General features: G+C 62.8%; 11 protein-coding genes. 1 reads left to right on the plus strand and 10 read right to left on the minus strand.

What is annotated here, in order from left to right:
- Nucleotides 1-6 precede the first annotated feature (6 nt).
- The gene (locus tag ACE3TY_RS06085) at nt 7-474 is read right to left on the minus strand and encodes a hypothetical protein (RefSeq protein ID WP_374651852.1); all 468 of its coding nucleotides are present in this window, start codon (nt 472-474) and stop codon (nt 7-9) included.
- A 123-nt stretch (nt 475-597) separates the two neighbouring features.
- Between ACE3TY_RS06085 and ACE3TY_RS06090 the strand changes: the two genes are divergently transcribed.
- Nucleotides 598-1962 carry a hypothetical protein gene (locus tag ACE3TY_RS06090; protein WP_374651854.1) on the plus strand — a complete coding sequence of 455 codons (1365 nt, stop codon included), beginning with the start codon at nt 598-600 and terminating at the stop codon, nt 1960-1962.
- Here the strand turns inward: ACE3TY_RS06090 and ACE3TY_RS06095 are convergent.
- The 9 genes from ACE3TY_RS06095 to nuoI are packed head-to-tail and all read right to left on the minus strand — an operon-like array spanning nt 1949 to nt 11592.
- Nucleotides 1949-3616: a ribonuclease J gene (locus ACE3TY_RS06095; RefSeq protein ID WP_374651856.1), complete on the minus strand. Its 1668-nt coding sequence runs from the start codon at nt 3614-3616 to the stop codon at nt 1949-1951. The genes ACE3TY_RS06090 and ACE3TY_RS06095 overlap by 14 nt on opposite strands.
- Entirely contained in the window at nt 3613-4389 is a 777-nt protein-coding gene (locus ACE3TY_RS06100) for a type III pantothenate kinase (RefSeq protein WP_374651858.1), read from the minus strand. Before ACE3TY_RS06100 ends, ACE3TY_RS06095 begins: the two co-directional genes overlap by 4 nt.
- Before the next feature lie 33 nt (nt 4390-4422).
- A complete protein-coding gene (locus ACE3TY_RS06105; protein ID WP_374651860.1) occupies nt 4423-5163 on the minus strand; it encodes a biotin--[acetyl-CoA-carboxylase] ligase in 741 nt (246 codons plus the stop codon).
- Nucleotides 5160-6599 (minus strand): NADH-quinone oxidoreductase subunit NuoN, encoded by a 1440-nt coding sequence (nuoN, locus tag ACE3TY_RS06110; protein ID WP_374651861.1) that lies wholly within the window; start codon nt 6597-6599, stop codon nt 5160-5162. Before nuoN ends, ACE3TY_RS06105 begins: the two co-directional genes overlap by 4 nt.
- A gap of 18 nt (nt 6600-6617) precedes the next feature.
- On the minus strand, nt 6618-8183 hold the full coding sequence (locus ACE3TY_RS06115) for an NADH-quinone oxidoreductase subunit M (RefSeq protein WP_374651863.1): 1566 nt from the start codon (nt 8181-8183) through the stop codon (nt 6618-6620).
- Nucleotides 8184-8191: 8 nt separating this feature from the next.
- Nucleotides 8192-10147: an NADH-quinone oxidoreductase subunit L gene (gene nuoL / locus ACE3TY_RS06120; RefSeq protein ID WP_374651864.1), complete on the minus strand. Its 1956-nt coding sequence runs from the start codon at nt 10145-10147 to the stop codon at nt 8192-8194.
- A gap of 1 nt (nt 10148) precedes the next feature.
- The gene (nuoK, locus tag ACE3TY_RS06125; protein ID WP_374652038.1) at nt 10149-10457 is read right to left on the minus strand and encodes an NADH-quinone oxidoreductase subunit NuoK; all 309 of its coding nucleotides are present in this window, start codon (nt 10455-10457) and stop codon (nt 10149-10151) included.
- The gene (locus ACE3TY_RS06130) at nt 10457-11074 is read right to left on the minus strand and encodes an NADH-quinone oxidoreductase subunit J (RefSeq protein ID WP_374651866.1); all 618 of its coding nucleotides are present in this window, start codon (nt 11072-11074) and stop codon (nt 10457-10459) included. The genes nuoK and ACE3TY_RS06130 overlap by 1 nt, the downstream gene beginning before the upstream one ends.
- A 29-nt stretch (nt 11075-11103) precedes the next feature.
- The gene (gene nuoI, locus ACE3TY_RS06135; protein ID WP_374651868.1) at nt 11104-11592 is read right to left on the minus strand and encodes an NADH-quinone oxidoreductase subunit NuoI; all 489 of its coding nucleotides are present in this window, start codon (nt 11590-11592) and stop codon (nt 11104-11106) included.

An 11592-nucleotide genomic window follows, 5' to 3' on the forward strand; every position in this document is an offset into this window, starting at 1 on the left:
CACGGGCTATTGGGCCGGGAATTGCTCGCGGCAGAGCTGTTCGAGGGCGGCGCTTTCGGCATCGCCGAGGAGCTGCCCTTCATAGAAGACCTGGTCCCCTTTGACGGTCACTACCCCGACCTGGGCCTTGGCGTTCCACAGCACCGAATTGGCGGGGATGTGGAACCGATCCTGAATGAGGACTTCGATTGGAATGACGATCGTTTCCGGGGGTTTGATCTGGTAGCCCCCGCCCAGATCGGCGGGCGCCACGGGCTGGCCATGCGCGTCGATACCGGGCTGATATTCAACCCCGGGCGGCTGCCGATATTTGACCAGACGGTCGCAATCCTGCCGGGAGACGGAAACATCCGCGTTTGCTGGCAATGGCCCGGCGAAGCAGGTAAGAATTAATAGCGCAGCGTTAACAATCGCGACTCGGAACAGGGCGATCGCCGGGGTGGGGGCAGCCTGATTCTGAAAGATGGGTGACATGCCTGCAGTCTAGCAGCTTGCCGCCCGGTCGCGAATAACGCTCGGGTGATGAACGAATATTTCCGTCTTTGCTCCTGCGATAGGGGCAGAGATGCGGGTGTCGGGGAAGCTGGAGATAGCGGGATGGCAGGTCCCTTTTCGGAGGAGCCAGCGGCCAATACGATGACGCGGCTACGCCAGATTGGCCTGGCGACGGCCGCCTTGGGCGTGATGATCGCCGATTGTCTGCCGATCCTGCGGCCCGAACTGGGACCGGAGCCCTTGCCGGTGGCAATCGCCTGGCTGGCCCTGGCTTTTCCATTGCTCGTTCCGGCCAGCCTCATCGACCGCCTGCCGGCGCTGAAGGTCATCGCGCGGCGCGATCTGCTGGTCGGACCGGCGATCATCCTGGCAATGGTCATCTTTCCGATCCTGGCCGCCTTCGGCTGGCCCGGAATTGCCATCGCCGGGGCCCTCACCGCCGTGGCTCTCATCGACCATGTGTTCGCCTGCATCGAGCGGTACGGGATCGATCTGCTCTGGTTGTGGATCGCGGCGATCGTCCTGGCCGGCATCGCCATCGCCCAGTTCGCTGCCCCTCCGGCCATGGATGCGGCGTTCAGCTACTGGGTCGGCGTCCTGGAGGGGCCAGGCCTGGAAAACAATCCGCGCATCATCCTGCTGGTCGTGGCGCTGCCCTTCCTGGTGGCCGGTCTCGCCATGGCGGGAACCCTGATCGGCAGCACGCTGCGCGAACATAGCACGACCACGATCGTCGCCCTGCTGATGGCGCTGTTCCTCGCGGTGACCTTGCCATCGCTTGGGCTCGGCCCCAGCCAGCTCACTCATGGGACATTGCTGGTCGCCGCCGCCGTCCTGGTTCTCGGCATCGCACCCCTGTTCGTGCTCGCTGCCGACGGCACGGCCGAACCGCCCGTGCCCGAGGCCGTTATCTGGGGATTCGCGTTGACGCTGGTGCTCATTCTGTCAGCACTCGACGGCGCGATGGGGCTCACCTGGGGAATCGTGCTCCTCGCCTGGATCTATCGGCACTATGGGTTTCGCGCGCGCTTCTTCCAGATCATGCTGGGAGCCGCCTTCGTCCTCTGGGCCGGCATGGAGACGTTCATGGGCCACTGGCAGATGCTGGAGGGGGCGATACCGTTTCGAACGCCCTTCCCCATCGCGATGTGGGAGGAAGGCCGCACCGCCGCCCTTGCCGGCAGCCATGTCGTGGTGATGGCGACGCTGATGCTGACGGCGCTCGGTTTTCAGCGTGGCGCCAATGACGTGCGCAAATACGCCATCCTCACCCTGCTGGTCGCCATGGTCGCGATCGACCTGCTGGTGCTGGTGGCCGGCCTTGTCGAGGGGCAGGCCCTGCGCTTCGTCGCGGCCGCGGGCTGGCTCGCCATGCCGTTCCTGCTGGCCGAGCTGCTGGCGCTGCTGCCCGCCGGGCCGATCGTCTATCTGTTCGGCCGGCGCGACGGGTGGCTTACACGCGGATGACGTGGATCTTCGTCACCGGCTTCTTGTCGAACGCCTTCTGATACCAGCGCCGCGCAGCCAGACGCGCGGCCTCGCCCAGTTCCGCATCGTCGCTTCGCTTGGCCTTGGGCAACTCGTCGATCGCGTCGGCGATGGCCTTGCCGATCCTGGCGATCGCCTTTGCGGCATCCTCGCTCTCCAGCAGGCCTTCGAGCGACACCTGGGCCGGAGCGAGCATGCGCCCGCCCGCATCGACCACGAGCGAGGCCATGATGACACCATTGAAACTCAGCCGATGACGATGGCGGATGGCTTCGCTGTCGGCGGGCACCAATGCCTTGCCGTCAAGGGCGAGCCGTCCGGCTGGAACCCGGGCTATGATTTCGGCGGGTCCCGGCGCCAGCCGGATCAACGTGCCGTTTTCCGGCGCCAAGGCTTCGGGCACCTGGCACTGGCGCGCAAAGGAAACATGTTCCTGGATATGCCGCGCCTCGCCGTGAACGGGCAGCGCGATGCGAGGCCGCACCATCTGGTACATTTCGGCCAGCTCGTCGCGCGCCGGATGGCCGGATACATGCACATCCTCGTCGTGATCCGTAATGACCTCGACACCGCGCCTGATGAGATCGTTGTGCAGCCGGTTGATCGAAATCTCGTTCCCGGGAATGACGCGCGACGAGAAGATCGCCGCATCCCCCGCCTCAAGCGACACATGCGGATGCTCGCCGCGCGCGATCCGGGTCAGCGCCGAGCGCGGCTCGCCCTGGCTGCCAGTGCAGATCATCAGGACATTCTCGCGCGGAAAATAGCCGACATCATGTTCGGTGACGAAGCGCGGCAGATCGGTGAGATAGCCGTTCTCCTGCGCCGATTCCAGCATGCGCCAGAGCGAGCGGCCGATGAGCGCGCAATGGCGGCCATGGGCCTCGGCCACGCGCGCTATCGTTTCCACGCGCGCGAGGTTGCTGGCGAAGCAGCCGATGGCGACACGGTTCTTGAGCCGCCCGACGACATCCATGAGCGAGCGACGCACATCGGCCTCGGAACCGGATGTGCCGGAGACGAAGACATTGGTGGAATCGCAGATCATGGCCAGAACGCCGCCATCTCCCAGGCGACGAAGCGCCGCGACATCCGTCGTCTCGCCGACCAGCGGCGCGGGGTCGAGCTTCCAGTCGCCGGTATGGAGGACCGCGCCGTGCCTGGTGCGGATCACGACGGCGTTGGGTTCGGGAATCGAATGCGTGAGGGTGATGAGTTCCACGGTGAAGGGACCGATCTCGCGGCTGCCCGACATCGGGATGATGGTGATCCTGGCCTCCTTTTCGAGGCCGACTTCAGCGAGCTTGCGGCGCAGGACGGAGGCCGTGAAAGGTGTCGCATAAAGCGGGCAGCGGAATTTCTGCCAAAGATAGGGCACGGCACCGATATGGTCTTCGTGCGCATGGGTGAGTACGATGCCGACAAGATCCTGCGCCCGCTCGGCGATGAATTGCGGGTTCGGCATGACGACATCGACACCGGGCATGCTGTCGTCGCCGAACGAAATGCCAAGGTCCAGCATCAGCCACTTGCCGTCATGGCCGTAGAGATTGAGATTCATGCCGATCTCGCCGGACCCGCCCAGGGGCAGGAACAGCAGCTCGTCGATACCTGGCTTGAAGGGGTCCGTCATGCGCGGTTACGGCGATAGATCTCGACCAGCCCGCGCATGGTGATGTCGGGATCGAGATGCGTGATGACCGGCGTCGTGCCGTGAAAGAGCGGGGCCAGCCCGCCCGTGGCGACAACGTCGAGGGGGCCGCCGAACTCGTCGGAGATGCGCCGCACCATGCCTTCCACCAGCCCGACATAGCCCCAGAAGATACCGGATTGCATCGCCTCGGTCGTGCTCTTGCCGATAATTCGGGCCGGACGCTCCACGACGATGCGCGGCAGCATGGCGGTGGCGCTGTGCAGGATCTCGACGCTCAGCACGATACCGGGCGCGATGGCGCCGCCGATATAGTTGCCGACCTGATCGACGACGTCGAAGGTGGTCGCCGTGCCGAAATCGACGACGATCAGCGGCCTGCCATTGTAGGCGATGTGGCCGCCCACGGCGTTGGCCAGACGATCGGCGCCGACGGTGGACATGGGGATGTCCATCTTCACCTCGATGCCGAGCTTGACCGCCGGATCGCCGACGACCATGGGCCTGGTGCCGAGATGGCTCTCGCACAGCATGTTGAGATGGAAAAGAGACTGCGGCACGACGGTGGCGATGATGGCGGCGTCGATCGATTTCAGGGACAGGCCTTTCATCGTCATCAGCTGGTTGAGCCAGACCACATACTGGTCGGCAGTGCGCCCCGCTTCCGTCTTGATGCGCCAGTCGCCCACCGCCTTGTCGCCGTCATAGACGGCGAACTTCACATTGGTGTTGTTGGCATTGATGGCAAGCAGCATCGGCTTGGTTCCCAATATTTACGAGCGTGAAATTTACGAGCGTGCAGGCATGAATATGTCGCCGGCCGCCAGGCACCGCCGCGATCCGTCGGCCAGGGCCAGAACCAGCGTACCATCCGGGTCGATATCCTCGAAACGCCCGACAATCTCTTCCCGTTCCAGGCGCGCAACGACGTTTTCACCCAGACCGCTGCAATGCGCCAGCCAATCGGCACGCAAGGCGCCGAAGCCGCTCCGCAGCCAGACCTCGTAAAGCGGGCCGAATTCGCCCAGCAGCAGATCCATGGCCTGATCCGGCGTCAGCGACGGTCCACCCGCCGCAACAAGGTCGGTTGTCGGATAGAGGCCGCCTTCCGGATGATGGTGGAGATTGACGCCGATGCCCAGCACCAGCCAATCGACCTTGCCACCGACGATGCCGCCCGATTCAAGCAGGATGCCCGAGATCTTGCGGCCGTCGACCAGGACGTCGTTGGGCCATTTGTGCTGGACAGGGACGGTGACGAGCGCCCGCAACAACCGCCCCAATGCAATCGCCACCACAAAACCGAGCGTCGCCGCCATTGCCGGCGGCTTGGCCGGCCGCAGCAGAACCGACATGTAGAGATTGCCGGCCTCGGAAACCCAATGCCGCCCGCGCCGCCCCCTGCCGGCCGTCTGCACATCGGCGCGCAGGACGAGGCCTTCCTCGGCACCGGCAATTGCGCGATGCTTCAGCGCTTCGTTGGTGCTGTCGATCTCCGCAATTCGCTCGGCGCGGAAGATCGGGCTCATTCGGCGAAGAGCACGCTCGCCGCGTCGGCCGTTATGTCGAAGAAGGGCGAGCCGGCCAGGAAGCCGAAGGAAATGACGAAGACGGTTGCGACCAAGATGACGCGCAATGTACCCCCCACCCGGTCGAAGCCCTCCGCCGGCTGGTCGAAGAACATGACCTTGATGATGCGGATGTAGTAGAAGGCCGACACCACGCTGGCCAGGACGCCGATGACGGCCACAACATTGAGCCCGGCCTGGATCGCCGCCATGAAGACGAACAGCTTGCCGAAGAAGCCGGCAAAGGGCGGGATGCCGGCCATCGAGAACATGAAGATGGCGAGCGCGTAGGCAAGGCCCGGCTGCGAGCGGCTTAAGCCCGCGAGATCGCTTATCGCCTCGACCGCCTGGCCCTTGCGGCGCATGGCGAGAATCACGGCGAAGGAGCCGATCGTCATGACGATATAGATCGCCATATAGGTGAGGAGCCCCGAGATGCCGTCCTGCGTACCGGCGGCCAGACCGACCAGGGCGTAACCGACATTGCCGATCGAGGAGTAAGCCATCAGGCGCTTGATGTTCGTCTGGCGGATGGCCGCGACCGCGCCCAGAATCATCGAGGCCACGGAGATGAAGATCACGATCTGCTGCCACTGGCCGACCAGGTCGCCGAACGGCCCCACCAGGACGCGCGTGAAGAGCGCGATGGCGGCCATTTTGGGTGCCGCGGCAAAAAAAGCGGTGATCGGCGTAGGCGCCCCTTCATAGACATCCGGCGTCCACATGTGGAACGGCACGGCCGAGACCTTGAAGGCAAGGCCCGCACAGAGGAAGACGATGCCGACGATCAAGCCGAGACCTGCTTCGCCCGCGAGCGAGCCGGCCAGAACGGCGAAATCCGTCGAGCCGGTGAAGCCGTAGATCAGCGACGAGCCATAAAGCAGCATGCCCGAGCTCAACGCGCCGAGGACGAAATATTTGAGACCGGCTTCGGTCGATTTCACCGTGTCGCGGCGGATGGCGGCGACGACGTAGAGCGCCAGCGATTGCAGTTCGAGGCCGACATAAAGCGAGATGAGATCGTTGGCCGATATCATCAATGCCATGCCGAGGCTGGCCAGCAGCATCAGCAGCGGCAGTTCGAACCGCGCCATGCCTTCGCGTTCGGCATAGTCCAGCGACATGACGACGGCCAGCGCCGCGGCCCCAAAGGACAGCACCTTGGCGAAGCGCCCGAAACCGTCGGCGATGAACAGGCCGTTGAAGGCCGTCCCGCTCGCGGTATCCGTCACGGTCAGCACGATGGCGACCAGCAACGCCACCACGCTGGCCCAGGCAACGATACGCATGTGCTTGTCGCCGAGCGAAACGCCGATGACGAGCAGCACCAGGCTGGCGATGGCAAGGAAGATCTCCGGCCGGGCGAGACCTAGATTGAGATCGATGAACGACGTCATGACGGGACTGTCCTTGCCTTACTGAGTGGTTCCGGCGGGGTCCGCCGCACCAGGAAGCGTCGAGGGGGGAAGCGTCGAGGGAGAAAGCGCCGATTGGGCTTCCATGCGCGGCGCGTAATCCTGGATGAAATCGGTGACCGTCGGGCCGAAGATCGAGGTGAAGCTGACCGGATAGATACCCATCCAGAAGACGAGCAGGAGCAGCGGCGCGAAGACGATCTTCTCGCGCAGCGACAGGTCAAGCATGGTCTTGAGGTCTTCCTTCACCAGTTCGCCGAAGATGATGCGGCGGTAGAGCCACAGCATGTAGGCGGCACCGAGGATCACACCGGTCGCAATCAAGAACGCCACCCAAGTGTTGTCCTTGAAGACGCCGACCATGACCAGGAACTCGCCGATGAAGCCGCTGGTGCCGGGTAGACCGACCGAGGCCATGGTGAAGATCATGAACACGACGGCATATTTCGGCATGCGGTGAACGAGGCCGCCATAGCGCGCGATCTCGCGGGTATGCAGGCGGTCGTAGATGACGCCGACACAGAGGAAGAGTGCGCCAGAGACGATACCGTGCGAGAGCATCTGGAACAGTGCACCTTCAAGCCCCTGCTGGGTCATCGAGAAGATGCCGGCGGTGACGAAACCCATATGCGCCACGGAGGAATAGGCAATGAGCTTTTTCATATCCTCCTGCGCCAGTGCGACGAGCGAGGTGTAGATGACCGCGACGATGCTGAGGCCGTAGACAAGCGGCGTGAAATAAGCCGACGCCTCGGGCAGCATCGGGATCGAGAAGCGCAGGAACCCGTAAGCGCCCATCTTCAAGAGCACGCCGGCCAGGATGACCGAGCCAGCGGTCGGCGCTTCGACGTGGGCGTCGGGCAACCAGGTGTGGACCGGCCACATCGGCACCTTGACGGCAAAGGAAGCGAACAGCGCCAGCCACAGCCATTTCTGGACATCGAGATCGAAACCGTAAGCCATCAGGGTCGGGATGTCGGACGTGCCCGTGATGCCGTACATGGCCAGGATCGCCAGCAGCATCAGCACCGAACCCGCCAGCGTGAAGAGGAAGAACTTGATCGAGGCATAGACGCGGCGCGGTCCGCCCCAGATGCCGATGATGAGATACATCGGGATGAGGACGGCCTCGAAGAAGATGTAGAAGGTCACGAAATCGAGCGCGCAGAAGGTGCCGACCATCAGCGTCTCGAGACCGAGGAAGGAGATCATATATTCCTTCACGCGCTTCTCGACCGCTTCCCAACTGGCCAGGATGCAGACCGGAGTCAGCAGGGTCGAGAGCAGCACGAAGGTCATCGAGATGCCGTCGATGCCCATGCGGTAATTGATGCCGAGGAGCGGCAGCCATTCGGCCTTTTCCTCGAACTGGAAGCCGACGATCGAGCGGTCGAACTGGAACCAGATGACCAGCGATACGGCAAAGGTGATGAGCGACGTCCACAGGGCGATATAGCGGGCATTGCGCGTGACCGCAGCTTCCTCGCCCCTGAGGATGAGGATGAGCGCCGCGCCCACAAGCGGCAGGAAGGTCGTCAGGCTGAGGATGGGCATGCTGCCGCTCATCGCGTCTCTCACTTACCGAAGGCGAAAATGTACCAGCTGACCAAGGCGACGATGCCGATCAGCATGACGAAAGCGTAATGGTAGACATAACCCGATTGCAGGGCACTGGCGCGCTTGGCGAACCATTCCCCGGTGAGCCACGCAAAGCCGTCGACGGCGCCATCAACCACGGCACCATCGCCTTTCTTCCACAGGAAGCGGCCCAGCGCCTTCGCCGGGTTGACGATAAGGGCGTCATAAATCTCGTCGAAATACCACTTGTTATAGGACAGGAGGTAAAGCGGACGGAACGCGCCGGCAAAGAAGCCCGGCAAGCCGCGCTGGACCAGATACGAATATGTCGCAAAGAGAATGCCGAAAACGCCGGCCGCCAGCGGCAGCAGCTTCACCCACATCGGCACGTCATGGGCATGATGCGGCACTTCGTTGGTGGCGGCGAAATGGATCGCCTCACCCCAGAAACGCTCCATCTCCAGGCCGACAAAGCCTTCGTGCCAGATGAAGCCCGAGAAGATAGCCCCTGCTGCCAGAACAAAGAGCGGGATCAGCATCACTTTCGGGCTTTCATGCACGTGATGCATCACGTCATGCGACGCGCGCGGCTCGTTGTGGAAGGTGAGATAAATGAGACGCCAGGAATAGAAAGCCGTCATGACCGCACCGACGATGCCGAGCCAGAAGGCATACATGCCGACGCTGCTGTGGGCGGCGAAGGCGGATTCGAGAATGCTGTCCTTGGAATAGAAGCCGGCAAAGCCGAAGACACCTGGAATGCCGACGCCGGCCAGGGCGATATTACCGATCCACATCAAGGTATAAGTGGTGGGGATCAGCTTGTAGATGCCGCCCATCTTGCGCATGTCCTGCTCGCCCGACATCGCATGGATCACCGAACCGGCGCAAAGGAACAGCAGCGCCTTGAAGAAGGCATGCGTGAAGAGATGGAACATCGCGGCGCCATAGGCACCGACGCCGGCCGCGAAGAACATGTAGCCGAGCTGCGAGCAGGTCGAATAGGCAATGACCCGCTTGATGTCGTTCTGAGTGAGGCCGACCGTCGCCGCGAAGAAGGCGGTCGAGGCGCCGATGACGGTGACGACTTCCTTGGCATAAGGGGCGTATTCGAACATCGGCGACAGGCGGCAGACCATGAAGACGCCGGCGGTCACCATCGTGGCGGCATGGATGAGGGCGGAGACCGGGGTCGGGCCTTCCATCGCGTCCGGCAGCCAGGTATGCAGGAAGAGCTGCGCCGACTTACCCATGGCGCCCACGAAGAGCAGCAGGCAAAGCGTCGTCAGGGTATCCACCTCGTACCCCAGGAAGTCGAAGGTCGGCGGGGTCCCGCCTGCGATCACCGCTTCGAAGATCGGCTTGAACTCGACTGTGTCGAAGACCAGGAAGCAGCCCATGATGCCGAGCGCGAAGCCGAAATCGCCGACGCGGTTGACCAGGAATGCCTTGATCGCGGCCGCGTTGGCGCTGGGACGGTCGAACCAGAAGCCGATGAGGAGGTAGGAGCTGAGGCCCACACCTTCCCAACCGAAGAACATCTGGATGAAATTGTCGGCCGTCACCAGCATCAGCATGCAGAAGGTGAAGAACGACAGATAGGCCATGAAACGCGGCACCGACTTGTCGTGGTGCATGTAGCCGATCGAATAGACATGGACCATGGCCGACACGGTCGTGACCACGATCAGCATCACGGACGAAAGCTGGTCGATGCGCAGCGCCCAAGCGGCGCGGAAGGTGCCGGTCTCGAACCAGGTGAAAAGCTGCGTGGTGCGTACATTGCCGTTGCCGGTAACGTCGAAGAAAGTCATCCACGAGATGACCATGACGACCAGCATCAGGCCGGCGGTGATCCATTGCGCGGCATGATCGCCGATGCGGCGATTGCCGATGCCGGCTATGAGGGCGCCCAGCAGTGGAAGGGCAACGATGGCGACGTCGAGATTCATGTCAGCCCTTCATCACGTTGACGTCCTCGACGGCGATGGAGCCGCGAGTCCGGAAGAAGACGACGAGGATGGCAAGACCGATGGCGGCCTCTGCCGCGGCAACGGTCAGGATCAGCATGGCGAAGACCTGCCCCACCATGTCATTGAGATAGTGCGAGAAGGCGACCATGTTGACATTGACCGAAAGCAGCATCAACTCAACCGACATCAGGATGATGATGACGTTCTTACGGTTGAGGAAGATGCCGAAGATGCCGATCGTGAACAGGATCGCCGACAGCGTCAGGTAATGCTCGATGCCGATCGCCATCATTTGACACCCCCAGTAGCACCCTGCCCGGTCTTGACCTTGGTAAGCTGCACCGAGCTGCGGCTGCGATCGACCTGAGCGGCGATGCGCTGGCGGCGCACACCTTCACGCTCGCGGTGGGTCAGCACGATGGCGCCGATCATGGCCACCAAGAGCACCAACCCGGCCACCTGGAACAGGTAGAAATACTGGGTATACATGATGTTGCCGAGCGCTTCGGTATTGCTGGCCTGGTCCATTGGCGGCGTCGGCGCCGAGACCGCCGCGGTGCCGAGGCCCGTGCCGGCCATGACGAAGATCAGCTCGGCCGCCAGGATCACGCCGATGATGGCGCCGATCGGCAGATAGCGCACGAAACCCTGGCGCAATTCGACGAAATTGATGTCGAGCATCATGACGACGAAGAGGAAGAGAACAGCGACCGCACCGACATAAACCACGACCAGCATCATCGCCAGGAACTCGGCGCCGATGAGGACGAAGAGTGCCGCGACATTGAAGAAGGTCAGAATCAGGAACAGCACCGAATAGACCGGATTGCGGTTGCCCACCACCAACAGGGCCGAAACGACGGCCACCGCGGCGAAGACATAAAAGGCGATGGTCTGCACGATCATCTAGATTTTCTCCCCCACCCTATCCGGGCTCAGCGATAGGGTGCGTCGGCGGCGATATTGCCGGCGATTTCCGCTTCCCAGCGCTCGCCGTTCCGCAACAGTCTGTCCTTGTTATAGAACAGCTCCTCGCGGGTCTCGGTGGCAAACTCGAAATTCGGTCCCTCGACGATCGCATCCACCGGGCAGGCCTCCTGGCAGAAGCCGCAATAGATGCATTTCGTCATGTCGATATCGTAGCGCGTCGTGCGCCTGCTGCCGTCGTCGCGCGGCTCGGCCTCGATGGTGATGGCCTGCGCCGGGCAGATCGCCTCGCACAGCTTGCAGGCGATGCAGCGTTCCTCGCCATTGGCATAGCGGCGCAAGGCGTGCTCGCCACGGAAGCGCGGGCTGAGCGGCCCCTTCTCGTAGGGGTAATTGATCGTCACCTTCTCCTTGAACAGGTACGAGAAGGTAAGCGCCATGCCGGAAACGAGCTCCTTGAGGAGGAAGCTGTTGAGCGTGCGGCTGATCGCGGACAT

The sequence above is a fragment of the Dongia sp. genome, from assembly GCF_041918875.1.
Classification (GTDB): Bacteria; Pseudomonadota; Alphaproteobacteria; order Dongiales; family Dongiaceae; genus Dongia.

What these genes read in the sequence shown, in the direction of transcription:
- ACE3TY_RS06085 (WP_374651852.1), bottom strand. Translation starts at nt 474, where the DNA reads ATGTCACCCATCTTTCAGAATCAGGCTGCCCCCACCCCGGCGATCGCC.
- ACE3TY_RS06090 (WP_374651854.1), top strand. Translation starts at nt 598, where the DNA reads ATGGCAGGTCCCTTTTCGGAGGAGCCAGCGGCCAATACGATGACGCGG.
- ACE3TY_RS06095 (WP_374651856.1), bottom strand. Translation starts at nt 3,616, where the DNA reads ATGACGGACCCCTTCAAGCCAGGTATCGACGAGCTGCTGTTCCTGCCC.
- ACE3TY_RS06100 (WP_374651858.1), bottom strand. Translation starts at nt 4,389, where the DNA reads ATGCTGCTTGCCATCAATGCCAACAACACCAATGTGAAGTTCGCCGTC.
- ACE3TY_RS06105 (WP_374651860.1), bottom strand. Translation starts at nt 5,163, where the DNA reads ATGAGCCCGATCTTCCGCGCCGAGCGAATTGCGGAGATCGACAGCACC.
- nuoN (WP_374651861.1), bottom strand. Translation starts at nt 6,599, where the DNA reads ATGACGTCGTTCATCGATCTCAATCTAGGTCTCGCCCGGCCGGAGATC.
- ACE3TY_RS06115 (WP_374651863.1), bottom strand. Translation starts at nt 8,183, where the DNA reads ATGAGCGGCAGCATGCCCATCCTCAGCCTGACGACCTTCCTGCCGCTT.
- nuoL (WP_374651864.1), bottom strand. Translation starts at nt 10,147, where the DNA reads ATGAATCTCGACGTCGCCATCGTTGCCCTTCCACTGCTGGGCGCCCTC.
- nuoK (WP_374652038.1), bottom strand. Translation starts at nt 10,457, where the DNA reads ATGGCGATCGGCATCGAGCATTACCTGACGCTGTCGGCGATCCTGTTC.
- ACE3TY_RS06130 (WP_374651866.1), bottom strand. Translation starts at nt 11,074, where the DNA reads ATGATCGTGCAGACCATCGCCTTTTATGTCTTCGCCGCGGTGGCCGTC.
- nuoI (WP_374651868.1), bottom strand. Translation starts at nt 11,592, where the DNA reads ATGTCCGCGATCAGCCGCACGCTCAACAGCTTCCTCCTCAAGGAGCTC.